This is a genomic window from Planomonospora antibiotica (assembly GCF_014647955.1).
In the GTDB taxonomy this organism is placed as follows: Bacteria; Actinomycetota; Actinomycetes; order Streptosporangiales; family Streptosporangiaceae; genus Planomonospora; species Planomonospora parontospora.
In genome coordinates, this window is sequence record NZ_BMQE01000004.1 from 79253 (window position 1) to 96947 (window position 17695).

22 protein-coding genes are annotated in these 17695 nt (G+C 73.3%); 6 read left to right on the plus strand and 16 right to left on the minus strand.

Translation table 11 applies throughout. The features are described 5' to 3' along the window. Positions 1–63 precede the first annotated feature (63 nt). On the minus strand, positions 64–534 hold the full coding sequence (locus IEZ06_RS05055; protein WP_229797795.1) for a MarR family winged helix-turn-helix transcriptional regulator: 471 nt from the start codon (positions 532–534) through the stop codon (positions 64–66). A 256-nt stretch (positions 535–790) separates the two neighbouring features. On the opposite strand from IEZ06_RS05055, the gene IEZ06_RS05060 reads away from it, so the two are divergent. Continuing rightward, on the plus strand, positions 791–1933 hold the full coding sequence (locus IEZ06_RS05060) for an Mrp/NBP35 family ATP-binding protein (RefSeq protein ID WP_068901354.1): 1143 nt from the start codon (positions 791–793) through the stop codon (positions 1931–1933). 123 nt (positions 1934–2056) lie between these two features. Here IEZ06_RS05060 and IEZ06_RS05065 read toward each other — a convergent pair whose 3' ends face one another. The 5 genes from IEZ06_RS05065 to sigE all read right to left on the minus strand — a co-directional run bounded on the left by IEZ06_RS05065 (position 2057) and on the right by sigE (position 5759). After that, on the minus strand, positions 2057–2431 hold the full coding sequence (locus tag IEZ06_RS05065; protein WP_189235469.1) for a sec-independent translocase: 375 nt from the start codon (positions 2429–2431) through the stop codon (positions 2057–2059). Between the two features lie 162 nt (positions 2432–2593). Next, a complete protein-coding gene (locus IEZ06_RS05070; protein WP_189235470.1) occupies positions 2594–4189 on the minus strand; it encodes a S1C family serine protease in 1596 nt (531 codons plus the stop codon). Positions 4190–4450: 261 nt separating this feature from the next. Next, complete coding sequence (locus tag IEZ06_RS05075) at positions 4451–4999, minus strand: anti-sigma factor family protein (protein ID WP_189235471.1); 549 nt, start codon at positions 4997–4999, stop codon at positions 4451–4453. Beyond that, the gene (locus IEZ06_RS37085) at positions 4996–5130 is read right to left on the minus strand and encodes a hypothetical protein (RefSeq protein WP_268245577.1); all 135 of its coding nucleotides are present in this window, start codon (positions 5128–5130) and stop codon (positions 4996–4998) included. Before IEZ06_RS37085 ends, IEZ06_RS05075 begins: the two co-directional genes overlap by 4 nt. Beyond that, positions 5127–5759: an RNA polymerase sigma factor SigE gene (sigE, locus tag IEZ06_RS05080; RefSeq protein ID WP_189235472.1), complete on the minus strand. Its 633-nt coding sequence runs from the start codon at positions 5757–5759 to the stop codon at positions 5127–5129. The genes IEZ06_RS37085 and sigE overlap by 4 nt, the downstream gene beginning before the upstream one ends. Positions 5760–5930: 171 nt before the next feature. Between sigE and IEZ06_RS05085 the strand changes: the two genes are divergently transcribed. Further along, the gene (locus tag IEZ06_RS05085) at positions 5931–6581 is read left to right on the plus strand and encodes an O-methyltransferase (RefSeq protein ID WP_189235473.1); all 651 of its coding nucleotides are present in this window, start codon (positions 5931–5933) and stop codon (positions 6579–6581) included. Positions 6582–6724: 143 nt separating this feature from the next. On the opposite strand, the gene IEZ06_RS05090 is transcribed toward IEZ06_RS05085, so the two are convergent. Together IEZ06_RS05090 and IEZ06_RS05095 are read right to left on the minus strand one after the other, a co-directional pair. Beyond that, the gene (locus IEZ06_RS05090; RefSeq protein WP_229797796.1) at positions 6725–8260 is read right to left on the minus strand and encodes a leucyl aminopeptidase family protein; all 1536 of its coding nucleotides are present in this window, start codon (positions 8258–8260) and stop codon (positions 6725–6727) included. A gap of 150 nt (positions 8261–8410) precedes the next feature. Beyond that, positions 8411–8578 carry a DUF3117 domain-containing protein gene (locus tag IEZ06_RS05095; protein WP_068901342.1) on the minus strand — a complete coding sequence of 56 codons (168 nt, stop codon included), beginning with the start codon at positions 8576–8578 and terminating at the stop codon, positions 8411–8413. A 190-nt stretch (positions 8579–8768) separates the two neighbouring features. Here IEZ06_RS05095 and IEZ06_RS05100 point away from each other — a divergent pair, with 190 nt between their 5' ends. Next, positions 8769–9551 carry a PaaX family transcriptional regulator gene (locus IEZ06_RS05100; protein ID WP_189235475.1) on the plus strand — a complete coding sequence of 261 codons (783 nt, stop codon included), beginning with the start codon at positions 8769–8771 and terminating at the stop codon, positions 9549–9551. A 74-nt stretch (positions 9552–9625) separates the two neighbouring features. Here IEZ06_RS05100 and IEZ06_RS05105 read toward each other — a convergent pair whose 3' ends face one another. Together IEZ06_RS05105 and IEZ06_RS05110 are read right to left on the minus strand one after the other, a co-directional pair. After that, entirely contained in the window at positions 9626–10171 is a 546-nt protein-coding gene (locus IEZ06_RS05105; protein ID WP_189235476.1) for a DNA-3-methyladenine glycosylase I, read from the minus strand. Continuing rightward, positions 10168–10848, minus strand: coding sequence for a hypothetical protein (locus IEZ06_RS05110; protein WP_189235477.1), 681 nt, complete (start codon positions 10846–10848; stop codon positions 10168–10170). The genes IEZ06_RS05105 and IEZ06_RS05110 overlap by 4 nt, the downstream gene beginning before the upstream one ends. 85 nt (positions 10849–10933) lie before the next feature. On the opposite strand from IEZ06_RS05110, the gene IEZ06_RS05115 reads away from it, so the two are divergent. Next, positions 10934–11383 carry a hypothetical protein gene (locus tag IEZ06_RS05115; protein WP_189235478.1) on the plus strand — a complete coding sequence of 150 codons (450 nt, stop codon included), beginning with the start codon at positions 10934–10936 and terminating at the stop codon, positions 11381–11383. Here the strand turns inward: IEZ06_RS05115 and IEZ06_RS05120 are convergent. From IEZ06_RS05120 to dapE, 3 genes are all read right to left on the minus strand, one after another. Then, positions 11360–11947 (minus strand): LOG family protein, encoded by a 588-nt coding sequence (locus IEZ06_RS05120; protein WP_189235479.1) that lies wholly within the window; start codon positions 11945–11947, stop codon positions 11360–11362. The two genes, IEZ06_RS05115 and IEZ06_RS05120, sit on opposite strands and share 24 nt — an antisense overlap. 9 nt (positions 11948–11956) lie before the next feature. After that, the gene (locus IEZ06_RS05125; RefSeq protein WP_189235480.1) at positions 11957–12751 is read right to left on the minus strand and encodes an LOG family protein; all 795 of its coding nucleotides are present in this window, start codon (positions 12749–12751) and stop codon (positions 11957–11959) included. Positions 12752–13033: 282 nt separating this feature from the next. Beyond that, positions 13034–14095: a succinyl-diaminopimelate desuccinylase gene (dapE, locus tag IEZ06_RS05130; protein ID WP_068901332.1), complete on the minus strand. Its 1062-nt coding sequence runs from the start codon at positions 14093–14095 to the stop codon at positions 13034–13036. A 169-nt stretch (positions 14096–14264) separates the two neighbouring features. On the opposite strand from dapE, the gene IEZ06_RS05135 reads away from it, so the two are divergent. Next, positions 14265–15086: a hypothetical protein gene (locus IEZ06_RS05135; RefSeq protein WP_189235481.1), complete on the plus strand. Its 822-nt coding sequence runs from the start codon at positions 14265–14267 to the stop codon at positions 15084–15086. Here the strand turns inward: IEZ06_RS05135 and IEZ06_RS05140 are convergent. The 3 genes from IEZ06_RS05140 to fdxA all read right to left on the minus strand — a co-directional run bounded on the left by IEZ06_RS05140 (position 15083) and on the right by fdxA (position 17312). Further along, positions 15083–15784 (minus strand): DUF4178 domain-containing protein, encoded by a 702-nt coding sequence (locus IEZ06_RS05140; RefSeq protein WP_189235482.1) that lies wholly within the window; start codon positions 15782–15784, stop codon positions 15083–15085. The two genes, IEZ06_RS05135 and IEZ06_RS05140, sit on opposite strands and share 4 nt — an antisense overlap. A gap of 11 nt (positions 15785–15795) precedes the next feature. Further along, positions 15796–16875 (minus strand): succinyldiaminopimelate transaminase, encoded by a 1080-nt coding sequence (dapC, locus tag IEZ06_RS05145; protein ID WP_189235483.1) that lies wholly within the window; start codon positions 16873–16875, stop codon positions 15796–15798. Between the two features lie 110 nt (positions 16876–16985). Next, positions 16986–17312, minus strand: coding sequence for a ferredoxin (fdxA, locus tag IEZ06_RS05150; protein WP_189235484.1), 327 nt, complete (start codon positions 17310–17312; stop codon positions 16986–16988). A gap of 109 nt (positions 17313–17421) precedes the next feature. On the opposite strand from fdxA, the gene IEZ06_RS05155 reads away from it, so the two are divergent. Continuing rightward, complete coding sequence (locus tag IEZ06_RS05155) at positions 17422–17646, plus strand: putative acetyltransferase (protein WP_189235485.1); 225 nt, start codon at positions 17422–17424, stop codon at positions 17644–17646. Positions 17647–17695: the final 49 nt, after the last annotated feature.

Sequence of the window (17695 nt, forward strand, 5' to 3'; positions counted from 1 at the left end):
CCGTCCGGGAGCACGGCCGGCGGCGCCCCGGCGGGAGCCGCGCCGCCGGGGCGTCTCCGGCCGCTATCCGGCGGGCTCCGGGAACAGCTTGTTCAGCATGGCCGCGCACTGGCGCAGCTCGTCCTCGTCGAGCACGTCCAGGAACCGGCTGCGGATGCCCCGCAGGTAGGTGGGGGCGGCCTCGGCCAGCCGGTCGGCGCCGGCGTCGGTCAGCACCGCGAACAGGCCCCGTGCGTCGCTGGTGCAGGCCTCCCGCTCCACCAGGCCGTCGCGCTGGAGCCGGTCGATGAGCCGGGTCAGGCCGCTGCGCGAGAGCAGCACCCGCTCGGCCAGGTCGTTCATCCGCAACCGCCGCCCGGGCGACTCGGCCAGCTGGTTGAGCACGTCGTAGGAGGCCAGCGCCAGGTCGTGCGCGACCATCAGGTCCGCCTCCAGCAGCCGGGTGATCCGCACCTGGGCCCGCTGGAGCATGCGCCAGACCTCCAGCTCCTCCGAGCCGATGGCATCTCTTGACTCGCCCGCCGTCAGGGTCACGCAGTAACCTTAGAACGTTGCACACGCATCTACATAGCGAATTGTCCGGATCGCGCGACGAGGCGCCCCTGGACCCCGCCCCGGCGGGTAACAGGACGTCAAAGACGCCTCCGCGGCACCGAGCACCCGGAATTCTTCGCACGCCTCCCGGGTTCATACGATGGACCCGCCCGAGGAACGCCCGGACGACACACAGACAAGGAGGGACGGCATCCCCCGTCGCCCTCACCGGTGGCGGTCTCGTGCCCACACTTCGATGGCACCTACCCCGGAACTCGTGACGGCCGCTCTCGCGACCGTCAACGACCCTGAGATCCGTCGGCCGATCACCGAGCTCGACATGGTCAAGAGCGTCGACATCTCCCCCGAAGGGGTGGTGCGCGTCGGCATCTTCCTCACGGTGTCGGGCTGCCCCATGAAGGACACCATCACCCGCGACGTCACCGCCGCGGTCTCGCGCGTCGACGGGGTGACCGGCGTCCAGGTCGAGATGGACGTCATGAGCGCCGAGCAGCGCAAGGAGCTGCAGACCAAGCTGCGCGGCGACCGGGGGCCGGAGAAGGAGATCCCCTTCGCCAAGCCCGGCTCGCTGACCCGCGTCTTCGCCGTCGCCTCCGGCAAGGGCGGCGTCGGCAAGTCCTCCGTCACGGTGAACCTCGCCGCCGCCATGGCCTCGAACGGCCTCAAGGTCGGCGTGGTGGACGCCGACATCTACGGCCACAGCGTGCCCCGCATGCTGGGCGTCTCCGAGCGGCCCACCAAGGTCGAGGACATGATCATGCCGCCGGTGGCGCATGACATCAAGGTCATCTCGGTCGGCATGTTCAAGCCGGAGGGCAACACCCCGGTGGTGTGGCGCGGCCCGATGCTGGACCGGGCGCTGCACCAGTTCCTCGCCGACGTCTACTGGGGCGACCTCGACGTCCTGCTGATGGACCTGCCGCCGGGCACCGGCGACATCGCCATCTCGGTGGCGCAGCGCATGCCGTCCGCCGAGATCCTCGTGGTGACCACCCCGCAGCAGGCCGCCGCCGAGGTGGCCGAGCGGGCCGGGTCGATCGCCGCGCAGACCCACCAGCAGATCGCCGGCGTCATCGAGAACATGTCCTGGCTGCCGTGCCCCCACTGCGACGAACGGATCTCGGTCTTCGGCGAGGGCGGCGGCCAGTCCGTGGCCGACGCGCTGACCCGCACGCTCGGCGCCCGGGTGCCGCTGCTCGGCCAGGTCCCGATCGACATGCGGCTGCGCGAGGGCGGCGACGAGGGCAAGCCCCTCGTGCTCACCGACCCGGACGCTCCCGCCGCGGCCGAGCTGCACCGCATCGCCGCGGGTCTGAGCAAGAAGTCCACCAGCCTCAAGGGCCTCCAGCTCGGCATCTCCCCCACCCGGGGCCGCTGAGCGGGCGTCCGCGGTCCGTGCTCCGCATCCGCGGAGGCACGGCCCGGACGGAACGCGAGAGGAGGCGCCCCTCACCGGGGGCGCCTCCTCTCTCGTCTTCCGGCGGGCGCGGCCCGCCGGACCTCAGGTGGCCTCGGAGTCGTACGGCGGGATCTCGCCGTAACCGAGTTCCTCGGCCGCCTCGGCCGCGTACGACGACGGGCCGTAGGCGGGCGTGGCGAGCACCGCGGCGGAGGCGGCGCCGTTCCAGTCGTCCTCGAGGTCGGCCGTCAGGTGCTTGCGGACGAAGTTCTTCGGGTTGAGGTCCGCCGGGTCGAAGTCGGCGAACTCCGGCCCCAGGCCCGCCTGTAGGTCGTCCTTGGCGTTGTTGGCCATCCGCCGCAGGTTGCGCAGCGTCCGGCCCGCCTGCGCGGCGGCCTGGGGGAGCTTCTCCGGCCCGAAGACGAGCAGGGCGATGACCACCAGTGCCGCGACCTCAAACCACCCGAGTCCGAACACGGCGATCTCCTAGCGGCTCAGCACGAGGGAGTGCCCGGCGGATGCGGCCCTTCTCGAGCGCGGGTTCATCGGACCCCCCTTAAGGTCAGCGCTCCGGGACGGGTCCCGGAGCGCTTCCAGACTAATGCCCCCGGCCGCGAGGATGCTCCCGCGGAGCGCCGGTCAGGAGGGCCGCGGCGTGGGCGTGGCGCGATCGGCCTGCACGATCACGGTGGTCGTCTTCTCCTGGCCGCCCCGCTGGAACTTGACCTCCAGCCTGTCACCGGGAGCCCTGCCCCTGACCAGCGCGATCAGCTCGTTGCCGTCCTGCAGCGTGAGGCCGTTGACCTCCAGGATGACGTCACCGGGCTTGAGACCCGCCTTGTCCGCCGCCCCGCCGGGCGAGACCGGCGCCTGGCCGTCCTGCGCCTCGCTCCTGATCCGCACCCCGGTGCCCTGGTAGGCCTGGTCGATGAGCACGCCGATCCGCGACTTGCTCGCGGAGCCGGTGGTGACCAGTTCCTCGGCGACCCGGCGGGCGTGGTTGACCGGGATCGCGAAGCCCAGGCCGATGCTGCCGCTCTGACCGCCGACCTGCCTGCCGAGGGTGGCGATCGCCGAGTTGACGCCGATCACCTCGCCGCGCGCGTTGACCAGCGGACCCCCGGAGTTGCCGGGGTTGATGGCGGCGTCGGTCTGGATCGCGCTGAACCAGGTGGTGTCGGAGCTGTTCTCCTCTCCCGCCTGGACCGGCCGGTTGAGCGAGCTGACGATGCCGGTGGTGACCGTGCCGGTCAGGCCGAGGGGGGAGCCGATCGCGATGACCGGGTCGCCCACCACCACGTTGTCGGAGTCGCCGAGGGTGATCTCCGGCATGCCGAAGGTGTCGTCCGGCTTGACCACGGCCAGGTCGGACTCGGGGTCGCGGCCGACGATCCTGGCCGCGGTGGACTTGCGGTTGTTGAACTGGATCTGGATCTGCCCGCCGCTCGCCGCGGCCGCGACCACGTGGTTGTTGGTCACCACGTAGCCGCCCTTGATCAGGAAGCCCGAGCCGGTGCCCGCGCCCCCGCCGGCCTCGACGGCCAGGGAGACCACGCTGGGCAGCACCTTGGACGCCACGCCCGCGACCGACTCCGGCGGCCGGGCGGTGGAACCGCCGGAGGCCGCGGGGATCCGGTAGGACGGGTCCACGCCCGAACCGCTCGGCCGGGTGAGGAGATAGGTGCCGACGCTGCCGAGCGTCGAGGCGAGCAGCGCGATCACCACCGCGAGGGCGACGAGCGTCCTCGTGCCCGGCCCGCGGTGCCCGGCGGCCGCCGTGGCGCCCGCCGGCCCGCCGGGCGGCGGAGGCGGGGCCCAGCCGGGACCCATGCCGAACGCCTGCGGAGGCGGGGGCGGCGGGGCCGTCATGACCCCCGTGTGACCGGCGGCCTGTCCGTACGGCGGGCCCGCGACCGCGGGCTCCGGGCGCGGACGGCCCGAGGGGTCGCCCCAGCCGCTCTCCTCCGGCGCGTCCACCCAGCCGTCCTGGCGCTGCTGCGCGACCGGGGCCGCCGGCTGCTCACCGCTCCACCCGCCCGGCGCCGGCGGCTGCCCCAGCTGGCTCCACCCCTCGTCACCCGGCTGCCCGCCGCCGTGCAGGCCCGTGGTCTCGCCCGCGGGCAGGAAGTCGGGCCGCGAGGACTCCGGAGCCGGGCCCCGGCCGCCGCTGAAGTCCGACGGCGCACGCCCCTCGGCATCGTGCGCCTCGTGGGTGCGGGGATCGTCGGTCGTCATCGGATACTCACTACTCCTTAGCCTCGTATGAGGCCGCTCGCCGGCGGCAGCCAGGCAATCTTCCCCGGAGCTGCATACGAGAGACATAAAGCGCGATTTGCCCGTCCGGATGCCTCGGATACCAGTATCCCGGAGACTCGCCGTGCACGAGCCGCGACCCCGGCACCCGCCCCGCGGGACCCCGGAAACCCGGAAACACGACCGCCCGCCACCGGCTCCGGGGGCGGGACGCCTCCGGGGGCCCGGTGACGGGCGGGCGGATCACCTGGCGGGCGACGGCGTCAGCGAGGGGACGGGCGTCGCCGTACCGCCGCGGTGCACCGTGTTCGCGGGGCTCCCGGGCTGGTTGGCGAACATGTCGACCGGCGGCACGCGCGGGTTGGACTCGGCGCCCCCGACGACGAACAGCGTGCCGAGCGCCACCGCCGCGGAGGCGAATCCCACGGCCACGTAACCCGCCCGGCGTGACCGCCGGGCTCCGCCGGCCCGGCCGCGCGGCCGGTTGTCCGGCGGCGCGATGCTGTGCATGCTCGGGATCGGCGCCCCCCCGAAGGTCCGGGGGGCGGGGAAGGGCCGCTCCCGCGGCGGCAGCGGGCCACCGGGCTCGGCCATCCGCAGCAGCGAGACGGTCAGGTCCGTCGGCATCGACGGCCCGTCCAGGGACCGCAGCCGGCTCTTCAGCGCTCGCACGGCGTCGACCTCGGCGCGGCAGTCGGCGCAGAAGGTCAGGTGGGACAGGGCGCGGTCGCGCTCATGGTGGTTCAGCTCGCCGTCGACGAGCGCGGAAACGCGTTCTCCGAGATGACTCATGCCGCCTCCTTGCCGAGCGGCTCGTCGTGGCGGTCGCCCTTGATGATCGGGTCCGGTCCGGGTCCTCGCCTCGCGTTCACACTTTCGCCCTCGGTCCCGGTCCGTCGCTTCGAATGCCTGTGGTCTGTCATGCGAACTCCTCCCCGCGGGTGATGGTCGGGGGGGATTGCTCGCTGCGGGGCGCGCGGTGCTCCAGCGCGTCACGCAACTGTGCCCGGCCGCGATGGATGCGGCTGCGGACGGTGCCGAGCTTCACGCCGAGCGTCGCGGCGATCTCCTCGTAGGAGAGCCCCTCGATGTCGCACAGCACGACGGCGGCGCGGAACTCGGGGGCCAGCGCGTCCAGCGCCGCCTGGATGTCGGCGTCCAGATGGGTGTCGTCGTACACCTGGGCGGGGGACGGCTCGCGCCCGCGCAACCGCTCGGCCGCGTCGTCGGCGAACCCCTCGAACCTGATCCGCTGCTTGCGCCGCGCCATGTCGAGGAACAGGTTGGTGGTGATGCGGTGCAGCCAGCCCTCGAAGGTGCCGGGCGTGTAGTTCGACAGGGACCTGAAGACCCGGACGAACACCTCCTGGGTCAGGTCCTCGGCGTCGTGGACGTTCCCGGTCAGCCGGTAGGCCAGCCGGTAGACGCGCGCCGAGTGGGTCCGGACGACCTCGTCCCAGGTGGGAGGCTTCCAGTCGGACACGGGAGCATCCACCTGGTGGTCGGGCTCGTCCACCAGCACCCCTCTCTTCGGGACCACCGCTATCGCCATAGTGCCTGGTTTCGTCCCTTCGTGCGCGCTCACTACCCACAGGACCGGCAAACGCCGCTTTAATCCATGCAACGTCCCGCCCGGGGCATGAGTTCCCGATCCGGGCCTCCTCCCTTAGGCTGCGACCCAGCGCCCATGCGACTGTGCACGAGAGAGCGGGAGGAGAGGCCGATGGCAGAGACGCCGACAAGTCCGTTGGAGGCCACTCTGGCCTATGCCGAGGACTTCCACCCCGAGGACGAGATCCTCCGCCTCGCCCGGCAGCGGAGCCTGGAGGTGGGGATCACCCCGACCTCGCCCAGCGGCGGCGCCGCCCTCTGCTTCCTCGCCAGCGCCGTCAACGCCCGCGCCGTGGTGGAGATCGGCACCGGCTGCGGGGTGTCCGGTCTGTGGCTGCTCCGCGGCATGCGCCCCGACGGCACGCTCACCAGCGTGGACGTGGAGCCGGAGCTCCAGCGCCTGGCCCGGCAGAGCTTCGCCCAGGCGGGCTTCTCCGGCGGCCGCGTCCGGCTGATCACCGGCCGGGCCCTGGACGTGCTGCCGCGCCTGTCCGACGGCGGCTACGACATGGTCTTCTGCGACGGCGCCATGCAGGAGTACGGCGACTATCTGGCCGAGTCCGTCCGGCTGCTGCGCGCGGGCGGCGTCGTCGTCTTCGACAACGCGCTCTGGCACCACCGGGTCGCCGACCCCGCCCGGCGCGACCCGGACACCGTCGCCGTCCGCGAGCTGGGCAAGCTGGTCCGCTCCGACGAGCGGCTCCGCCCCCTGCTGCTCCCGCTCGGGGGCGGCATCCTCGCCGCGGTCAAGCTCACCGGCTGACCCGGCGGCCGGCCGAGTCCCGGCAGGCCGCGGCGCCGAGGGCGGCGGCCGCGTCCCGGCGGCTCCGCCGGACGGCGGAGTCCCCGGGTGTGCGACTCCGCCGGGGCGAGGCCGCGCCCCGGCCGCTCTCGCGCCGCCCGGGTTCAGCGGCCGGACAGCCACTCCAGCAGCAGGCGGACGCCGAAGCCGGTCGCCCCCTTGGCGGACAGGCCCTCGTCCACCGTGCTGCGGCCGACGCCCGCGATGTCCAGGTGCGCCCACGGCCGCTTGCCGGTGAACTCGCGCAGGAACAGCGCCGCGGTGATCGAGCCGGCGCCGTAGGCGGACCCGGCCTCGATGTTGGCCAGGTCGGCCACGGAGGACTCCAGCGCCGGGACGTAGTCGTCGATCAGCGGCATCCGCCAGAGCCGCTCGCCGCTGGCCTCCCCCGCCCCGGCCAGCTCCGCGGCCAGCCCGTCGTCGGAGGCGAAGAGCGCCCCCAGGCCCTTGCCCAGGGCGATGCCGATCGCCCCGGTCAGCGTGGCGATGTCCACCATGACGTCCGGGTCCAGCTCCGCGTCGGCGTAGGCCAGCGCGTCGGCCATCACCAGCCGGCCCTCGGCGTCGGTGTTGAGCACCTCGACGGTCCGCCCGCCGTACTGCGTGATCACGTCGCTGGGACGCTGCGCCGTACCGGAGAAGGAGTTCTCCGCCGCGGCGATCAGGCCGGTGACGCGGACCCGCGCGCCGAGGGCGGCCAGCGCGCCCAGGACGGCGATGACGACCGCGCCGCCCGCCATGTCGGTCTTCATGAACTTCATGCCCTCGGTGGGCTTGAGCGAGAGGCCGCCGGTGTCGTAGGTGATGCCCTTGCCGACGAGGACCACGTGCCCGGTGGCCTCGCCCTCCGGCTCGTAGGAGAGCTGGATGAGCCGCGGCGGGCTCACCGAGCCCTGGCCGACGGCGAGGATGCCGCCGAACCCGCCGGCCCGCAGCTCCCGCTCGTCCCAGATCCTGGTGGTGACGCCCTGCTCCGCGGCGCGCTCGGCGAGCCAGGCGGGGGTCTTCACCGAGGCGGGGGTGTTGGCCAGGTCCCTGGCGAGCGCGACGGCGCCGGCCACTGCCCTTCCCCTGGCGATCCCGGCCTCGACGGCGGCGGTCCCGGTCTCCCCGGTCCCGCCGGTCTCCGCCGCGTCGCCGGTCCTCCCGTCGTCTCCGGGGGCTCCGGTCCCCCGGTCGTCTCCGGGGGCTCCGGTGGCTCCGGTGACGAGCCGGATCGAGGCCACCGGCCGGGACGAGGCGGCGGTCTCGCCGATCCGGAAGGTGTAGGCGGCCAGCAGCGCGCCCTCCGTGAACGCGGCCACCGCTCCGGCGGACGCCCCGGGCGGCACGACGGTGATCTCCTCGCGGCCCCTGCCCCGGCGGGTCACCGCCGCGCCCGCCTTGCGCAGCGCGTCGGCCGAACCGTCGCCGATCCCGTACAGCAGGATCCGGCCGACGGCCTCACCCCGGGCCACCGGCACCTCGACGATCTCCCCCGCCTCGCCCTTGGCCTCGTAGCAGGCCAGCAGCGCGGCGGCGGGCACGGGCAGCCCGACCGGCGGGTCGAGGTCCGCCGCGAAGGGCACCGCGAGCAGCGCGGCGTCCTCCGGCGGCCGTGCGGCCGTACTGATCGAGGTTTCCAGGGGCACGTCGCTCATTCCTTCCATCGTGGAGACCCCGGCCTCGGCACGGGACCTCGGCGACTCCGGTGCGGGACCGGGGCGGAACGCCGCGGCCCTGGCGCGAGCCGCCGCGGGGGCGGCCCTGCGGCCAGGGCCGTGTCGTCAGACCGTGTCATCGGGCCGGTCTCAGCCGACGACCTTCTTCAGCTCCTCACCCAGGGCGCCGGCCTCGTCCGCGGAGAGCTCGACGACGAGCCGGCCGCCACCCTCCAGGGGAACCCGCATGACGATCCCCCTGCCTTCCTTGACGACCTCCAGCGGACCATCACCGGTCCTCGGCTTCATCGCCGCCATGCGTGTATCCCTTCCTGCTTCGGGCTCCGGATCTCCGACTGACCCGAGGGTGGCCGACGCATTCACGTCTTCTGTGATGTCCTATTATCCCGCCTCCACGCTCGGAATGGGAACGATCAGGTTCCAGGCCGGTTCCACCGGAGGCCCGATACCGTTGTCCGGGACTCCTCCGCCGACCAAACTGGTCCCTGTGAACGCCCGCGCCGCACTCTTCGACCTGTACGGTGACCACCTGCGCTCCCGGGGCGGCCGCGCGTCCGTCGCCGCCCTCGTCCGCCTGCTCGCCCCGTTGGAGATCGCGGCCCCGGCCGTGCGCACCGCCATCTCACGCATGGTCCGGCAGGGCTGGCTCACGCCCGCCCGGCTGCCTCAGGGCCCCGGCTACGAGGTCACCCCGAAATGCGTGCGGCGGCTCGACGAGGCCGCGCTGCGGATCTACCGGGCCGGGACCATCACCTGGTCGGGCCGGTGGCACCTGCTCGTGATCGAACCGGTGCGCGAGCGGCCCCGGCGGGAGCGGCTCAGGGCCGACCTGTCCTTCCTCGGCTACGCGCCGCTGACGGAGGGCACCTGGATCGGCCCGCATCCCTCGCCCGAGCTCGACCCGCTGCTCGCGGGCGAGGAGATCCACGCCGAGCGCTTCGAAGCGGTGCTCGACGGCGACCCCCGGGCGCTCGTCGCCCGCACCTGGGACCTGGACGCCATCGCGGCGGCCTACGAGGAGTGGCTGGCCCGGGCGGTGGAGCTGGTCGACTCGCTGCCGGACGACGCCGACGACGACCGGGTCTTCGCCGTCCGGAGCAGGCTGCTGCACGGCTGGCGCAACTTCCTCTTCCGCGACCCGGGCCTCCCCGCCGAGCTGCTGCCGGGCGGCTGGCCCGGGGACAAGGCCAGGGCCTACTTCGAGCGGGAGGCCACGCGCCTGCTCCCCGCGGCCTCGGCGTTCGTCGACCGCCATCTCACCGAACCGTGAAGGGAGCGCGGTCCGGCCGGCGGGCCCGGAGCGGGGCGGACCCGCCGGCCCGGAGCCGGGCGGACCGGCGGACCCTAGACCCGGTCCCGGACCCAGCAGTCGGCGACGTGGTCGTTGACCAGGCCGATGGCCTGCATCAGCGCGTAGGCGGTGGTGGGGCCGACGAAGCGGAAGCCGTTCTTCTTGAGCTCCTTGGCCAGCGCCACCGAGCCCGGCGTCAGGGCGGGCACGTCGGCGCCGCTCGCGGGCGCCGGGGAACCGGGATCGGCGTGGCGCCAGACGAGATCGGACAGGCCGACGCCGAGCGCGGCCCGAGCATTGGAGATCGCCGCCTCGATCTTGGCCCGGTTGCGGACGATGCCCGGATCGGCCAGGAGGCGGTCCACGTCGTCCTGGTCGAACGCGGCCACGGCGGGGATGGAGAACCCCGCGAACGCGCTCCGGAAGTTCTCCCTCTTGCGCAGGATGGTGATCCACGACAGGCCCGACTGGAACGCCTCCAGGGTGAGCCGCTCGAACACCCGGTCGTCGCCCTCGACCGGGCGGCCCCACTCCTCGTCGTGGTAGGCGATGTACTCGGGGGCGGAGCTCACCCACCCGCACCGGACGAGTGCGGTCACCCGCGCCCCTCCTCGTCCGCCGGCCCGCCCGTCCGCCGCACGGAGGCGGCGCCGGGCTCCCCTTCCGGCCCCGCCTGGTCGTCCCGCGGGCCCCTCCCGGCCGTCTCCCCGGATCCGGTGCCCTCCGGACCCTTCGGACCCTTCCGGTCTCCGGCGCCCTCCGGCTCCTCCGGGCCGTCGAGGTCCTTCGGCTCCTCCGGGCCGCCGGGCTCCTCCGGGCCGCCGAGGTCCTTCGGCTCCTCCAGGTCGTCGAGGGAGGCGGGGGCGGAGGCGGAGGCGCCTCCGCGCGACCGGACGAGATCCTCGCGGGGGGCGCCGGGCCGGTGCTCGGTGACCGGCCCGTACGCCGGGCCGGCGTGCATCTCCTGCCGCGCCTGGAGCCTGCTCGCCAGCAGCTCCGACACCCGCTGCTCCAGCACCGCGATCCTGGTGTCCCGCTCGCTCAGCGCGTTCGCGGCGCGCTGCAGCGTCTCGTCCACGCTCTGCGTGTGGTAGCCGACCAGGCTCACCGGCAGTTGCAGGGCCATGAAGTCCACCGCGGTGAGCTGCCCGGCGGCGGGCAGGGCGAGCGGGGGCACGTCGGGGGCGAACTCCTTGAGCTCACCGCCCCTCCCCGTGGCGACCAGCACCACGCCGGCGAGAACGGCCAGGGCAGCGAGAACGAGTACGACCAGCACATACGAATCGTGCCACAACTCCCTTCCTCCGGGTTCCGTCCCGCGCATCCGGAAGATCCGCGGGGCCAGGACCTATGATCACCGCATGGCAGATCCCCTGGTGGTCGGAGCGGACGCGGAGGCCGGGCCCGACTGGGTCGAGGCCCACTCGATCGACGAGGTCGAGCGCCTCGTCCGGGCCGGGCGCACCGTCGCCGTCACCCCGTCGGAGCTGGCCCGCTCCTCCGCACGGACCTCGGCACGGACCTCCGCACGGACCTCGGCACGGACCTCCGCGCGGACGGCGGGGCCCGACGAGGACCCGGCGGCCGCAGCGGACACGACGGACCCGGCGGCGGGTGCGACGGACGCGGAGGCCTCCGCGGAGGCCGGGGACGACGAGGCCGCCGAGCTCGCCGCCGCCGCGGTCTGCGCCTGGCTGGGCGCCCGGGTCTTCCGCACCGCCCGCCCGGACCAGGTACGGCTCGCGGTCGCGATGACCGAGTCCCTGGCCGGGAGGCGGCCGCCCGCGCTAGCCCGCCGTGGCCTCGCCTAGTTCGTCGAGGCTCGGCGCCAGGTGCCCGGCCGGCTTCTCCAGCAGCTCGAACGCCTCCTCGACCGTGGTGGTCCAGGAGATCGCGTCGAAGACGCCGGCCCGGGTGAAGCCCGCCTCGTGCATGCCCTCCACCAGTTCCTTCAGCGGCGCGTAGAGGCCCCACGGGTCCAGCAGGACCAGCGGCTTGTCGTGCAGCCCCAGCGTCCTGGCGGTCCAGATCTCGAAGAGCTCCTCCAGCGTGCCGATGCCGCCGGGGAGCACGAGGAAGGCGTCGGAGCGGGCGTCCATCGCCCCCTTGCGCTCCCGCATGTCGGCGGTGACGATCAGCTCGTCGGACTCGGTGTCGGCCACCTCGATGTCCACCAGGGCCTGCGGGATCACCCCCACCGTGCGGCCGCCGCCCGCGCGGACCGCACGGGCCACCGCGCCCATGCACGACACCCGCGCCCCGCCGCTGACCAGCGTGTGCCCGCGTCTGGCGAGCTCGGCTCCCACCTCCTCCGCCAGCCGCAGGTACTTGGGATCGATCCTCTGGCTCGAGGCCAGGAACACGCAGATGAACACCGGACAACCTTATTCCGCGGCGGCCACCGTGCTCTCCGCCGCCTCCTGCTCCTTCTCCAGCTGCTCCGGCCTGCCCGCGTCCGCCTCGGCGATGATCCGTACGGCCTCCGCCGGGTCGTCGGTGACCTGGATCAGGTCGACGTCGGCCGGAGAGATCTTCCCCGTGGACACGAGTGTGGTCCTGATCCAGTCGAGCAGCCCGCCCCAGAACTCCGTGCCCAGCAGCACCACGGGGAAGGAAGTGATCTTGCGCGTCTGGACGAGGGTCAGCTCCTCGAACAGCTCGTCCAGCGTGCCGAACCCGCCCGGCAGCGCGACGAAGCCGCAGGCGTACTTCACGAACATGGTCTTGCGGACGAAGAAGTAGCGGAACTCGATGCCGAGATCGACGTACTCGTTCATGTGCTGCTCGAAGGGGAGCTCGATGCCGAGCCCGACCGAGATCCCGCCCGCCTCGACCGCTCCCTTGTTCGCCGCCTCCATGCAGCCCGGACCGCCGCCGGTGATCACGGCGTACCCCGCCTCGGCGAGCCCCCGGCCGAGCCGCACGCCCAGCTCGTAGTCGGGCGAGTCCACGGGTGTGCGTGCCGAGCCGAAGACGGTCACCGCCCGGGGCAGCTCGGCCAGCAGGCCGAAGCCCTCCACGAACTCCGCCTGGATGCGCAGCACCCGCCACGGGTCCATGTGCAGCCAGTCGGCCGGTCCGCGCCGGTCGAGAAGCCGCTGGTCGTAGGTGGAATCGGGGACGAAGTCACCGCGGACCACTGCGGATCCCTGGCGGCGCTCCGGACGTGTCTTCTTCATGCGATCACGCTAGCGCCGCTCCGGGAAAAATCTTGAAAATTCTCCGCGAAAACACGGAACCGGATTTCGACGACCCCGCGTCTAACCGGCGAGGGTGCTGCTCGGGACTGAAAGTGGCTTTCCCCGCCAAATGGCCGGCGAGGAAAGCCACTTTCTCGTTTCACGGCGGATCTACGGCAGGCCTGCGGCGACGCTGCGCGCCGCGGCTCGGGGGCCGGTGACCGCCGCCTTCGCTCCTCGGTCCAGCCGCCGGAGCCCTCTCGCGGGTCCGCTCCCGAGGTCTCAGGAGAGCCAGGAGAGCAGGTGCCGCTCGGCTTCAGCGATCTTGGACAGTGAGGCGAACTCGCCGCGCTGGTGGGCCAGGTTCGGGTCGCCGGGGCCGTAGTTGACGGCCGGGACGCCCAGGCCGGAGAAGAGCGAGACGTCCGTCCAGCCGAGCTTGGCCCTCGGCACGCCGCCGACCGCCGTCACGAACGCCGCCGCCACCGGGTGGTTCAGGCCGGGCCGCGCGGCCGGGGCGCCGTCGGTGAAGCGGAGCTCGAACCCGTCGAACACCTCGCGCACGTGCTCGCGCGCCTCCTCCAGCGACAGGTCGGGGGCGAAGCGGTAGTTGACCGTCACCACGCACTCGTCGGGGATCACGTTGCCCGCGACGCCGCCGGTGACGCCGACCGCGTTCAGGCCCTCGTGGTACTCCAGCCCGTCCACGACCGGCGTCCTGGCCCGGTAGGCGTTCAGGACGTCCAGCACCGGCCCGGCGGCGTGGATCGCGTTGACGCCGAGCCAGGACCTGGCGCTGTGCGCCCGCTTGCCCCGGGTGACGACCTGCGCCCGCAGGGTGCCCTGGCAGCCGCCCTCGATCACCCCGTCGGTGGGCTCCATCAGCACCGCGAAGTCCCCGGCGAGCCAGCCGGGGTGGTTCCGGCTGAGCCGGAGCAGCCCGTTGCGCTCGGCCTCGATCTCCTCGCAGTCGTAGAAGACGTAGGTCACGTCCCGGTTCGGCGCCTCCAGCGCGGCGGCCAGCTTCAGGGCGACCGCGACGCCGCTCTTCATGTCGGACGTGCCGCAGCCGTACAGCAGGTCGCCCTCCACCCTGCTGGGCAGGTTGTCCGCCACCGGGACCGTGTCGATGTGCCCGGCGATCACCACCCGCTCGCCTCTGCCGAGCTCGGTGCGGGCCACGACCGAGTCGCCGTCGCGCTCCACCCGCAGGTGCGGCAGGGCGCGCAGCGCCTCCTCCACCGCGTCGGCGAGCGCCTTCTCGTTTCCGCTCACCGACTCGACGTCCACGATCCGCGCGGTGAGCGCGCCGACGTCCTGGGTGAGGTCCAGCCGCGTGTCCATGCAGGCGACCCTATATCCGCCCGGCGCCGCCGTCCCGCCCCCGTCCGGGGCGGCGGTCCCGGGAAGGGCCCCGGCACGGGCCCCGGTCGCTCGCGGAAGGCCCGCGGGCCCGGGGTCACCGGGCTCCGGAGGGCCGCGGACCGGTCCGGCGCCCGGTAGGTTCTTCACCGTGCGACGGCGGTTCTCCCCAGGTGTCATCGCGATCATCGTGATCGTGACCGTGCTCGCGGTGGCCATCACCGTGGGCCTGTTCGCGTTGCTCGACCGGCCCTCGACGGACGAGGGCTGCCGGGTCACCGCCGCCGGGGGCACCCTCGACCTGGAGATCGAGCAGGCCCAGGTGGCCGCGGCCATCGCCGGCGTGGCCCACCGCCGCAGGCTGCCCGAGCGGGCCGTCGTGATCGCCTACGCCACGGGCATCCAGGAGTCCAAGCTGTACAACCTGCCGTTCGGCGACCGCGACTCCGTGGGGGTGTTCCAGCAGCGGCCCTCGCAGGGCTGGGGCACCCCCGAGCAGCTGCTCGACCCGGTCTACACCGCCGGCAAGTTCTTCGCGGGGCTGGTCAAGGTGAAGGACTACCAGGACATCCCGCTGCACGAGGCCGCCCAGGAGGTGCAGCGCTCGGCCGACGGCTCGCTGTACGCCCAGCACGAGGAGAACGCGAAGATCCTGGCGGCGGCGTTCACCGGGCGGGCGCCCGGCGCGCTGCACTGCTGGTTCCCCCTGGAGGGGGGCGAGACGCCCGTCCCGGCCCCCGCGCCGGCCAAGGCGACCAAGGAGCTGGCCCGCACGCTCGGCGCCGGGACCACCCTGAAGGCGGCCTCCCGGAGGCAGGGCTGGCTGATCGCCTCCTGGTCCCTCGCCCACGCCCAGAAGTACGGCCTGCGCCGCATCGGCTACGACGGCCGTTCCTGGACCGCGGAGGGCGGCGAGGAACAGGGCTGGACGGCCGACCCCGGCGCCTCCCGGGACGCGGTCCGGATCTCCTAGCCCCTGCTCAGGATCGTGATCGACCCGGGCGGCAGCGACCGGGCGTAGGAGGAGTTCCAGCCCTCGCCCTGCACGCGCTCGAAGGAGAGCAGCCGGCCGTCGGCGGCGCGGTAGTCGGCGAAGTCGAGCAGCCCCCGGTCGGGCATCCCGGTGAAGCCCTCCGAGCGGAACGCCGCGGTGCCCCGGTCGGCGGGGAAGAACTCCACGCCCTCAACGATGATCATCGCCTTGGCCGGGACCATCCCCTCGGACGGGACCGGCGTCCACAGCAGCACCTCCAGGTGGGGCGCGTCACCGGGGGCCCGGCCGGGGTGCATCTCGACCGAGAGCCACTGGCGGCGGCGGGTCCCGTCGTCGAGGAGGTACTCCGTCCACTGCACGCCCTGCCGCGACAGGTGCATCGCGCCGAGCACGCGGGCCCGCACACCCTGGTGGTCGATCGTGTCGCCGACCTTGATCGTGCGGGGGTCGGGGTAGTCGATGCCGACATGGCCCGAGGCCTCGGGTCCGGGCGGCGGAGGAGACGAGTCCGCGGACCGCGGCGGCCGGACGGTCCCGGCCGGAGCGGTGGTCGTCTCGCCGGACGACCCGGGCGCGGACGTCCTGCGGTCCTGGCGGGTGGTCGCGTAGAACGCTCCCAGCAGCAGGACCGCGGTCAGCACGCTCAGGCCGAGGATCACGGCGACCTCAGGGGTCATGCCGCGCGATCCTACTGGAGGCGGAGCACCGCCGCACCGATGCGTTCGTCGCTCGCTGTCAGGGCGATCCGGACATGTCTGTCGCCGGCCGTGCCGTAGAACTCCCCCGGTGCGACGAGGATCCCCTTCCCGGCGAGAGCGCGCACCTGGTCCCAGCAGCCGGTGCCGTCGGACGCCCACAGGTAGAGCCCGGCGGCGGAGTGCTCGATCCGCCAGCCCGCCGCCTCCAGCGCGGGGCGGAGCACCGCCCGCCGGGCCGCGTAGCGGGCCCGCTGCTCGTCGGCGTGCGCGTCGTCGTCCAGCGCCGCGGTCATCGCCGCCTGGACCGGTGCCGGCACCATCATGCCCGCGTGCTTGCGGACCTCCAGCAGCCGCTTGACCAGCGCGGGGTCACCGGTGACGAAACCCGCGCGGTAGCCCGCCAGGTTGGAGCGCTTGGAGAGCGAGTGCACCGCGAGCAGGCCCTCGTGGGAGCCGCCGCACACGTCGGGGTGGAGGATCGAGATCGGCTCCTCCTCCCAGCCCAGTTCGATGTAGCACTCGTCGGAGGCGACGACCGCGCCGTGCTCGCGCGCCCAGGAGACGACCTTGCGCAGGTGCTCGGCGGGCAGGACCCGGCCGGTGGGGTTGGACGGGGAGTTCACCCAGACCAGCGGCACCCGCTCCGGCCCGAGCGCGACCAGCCCGTCCGTGGCGTACGGCTCCGCGCCGGCGAGGCGGGCGCCCACGTCGTAGGTGGGGTAGGCCAGCTCGGGGAAGATCACCCGCCGGCCGGGCCCGACGCCGAGCAGCGTCGGCAGCCAGGCCACGAACTCCTTGGAACCGATCAGCGGCAGCACGGCCGCCGGGTCGACGGTCACGCCGTGCCGGCGCCGCAGCCAGCCGGCCGCGGCGGCGCGCAGCCGCTCGGTCCCGTAGGTCAGCGGGTAGCCGGGGCTGTCGGAGGCGTCCGCCAGCGCCCGCCGTACGACGTCGGGCACCGGGTCGACGGGGGTGCCCACCGACAGGTCGACGATCCCGCCGGGATGCTCCAGCGCCAGTTCCTTGTACGGCGTGAGGCGGTCCCAGGGGAAGTCAGGCAGCCCGATCACAGTTCTCTCCGCTGTCGCGCCCCCGGCCCGGGGCGAGCGGGGGAAGGTCTCGGTGGATCCGGTCGGCGGGGGCCGCGCCGTTCGTGCGCGCCGCCCCCGCCCGCGGCCGGCTAGTGCTCCTCGGCCTGCGGCGGCAGGGCCGCGACGGTCGGGTGGTCCTTCTCGATCTTGCCGACCTTGGAGGCGCCGCCGGGCGAGCCGAGGTCTTCGAAGAAGTCCACGTTCGCCTTGTAGAAGTCCTTCCACTGCTCGGGGAGGTCGTCCTCGTAGAAGATCGCCTCGACGGGGCAGACAGGCTCGCACGCACCGCAGTCCACACACTCGTCGGGGTGGATGTAGAGCATGCGCTCGCCCTCGTAGATGCAATCGACGGGGCACTCCTCGATGCACGCCTTGTCAAGCACGTCCACGCAAGGCTGCGCGATGACGTAGGTCACCTCGGGCTCCTTCTTCTTTACGCACCTAGGCACGACTTCGACCGCGGGTTGCTACGCCCTAGTATTGCCGTGCCCACCGGGACTCTGAAACGGGAGGGGGGCAAACGAGATGAACCCTGGCTTCGGCGCCCGCCTCAGCATCACGATAACCCCCTATGACGTGGGGAAAAGAGTAACGACCCGGAGAAGGGTCCCGGAGGGTTTCCGGGACGCCGTCGGCGAGCTGGAATTCTGGCGGGACGGAGTGCTCGGCGTGCGCAGGCGCGGCGGCGATCTGGTCGAGATCGACGAGCGGACCCTCGTGGCGGCCAAAGTCGTCCCGGGCCGGGCGTAAGCCGTTCACCAAGAACGGTCGCGCCTCCTCGACCGCCCCGATCACCGCC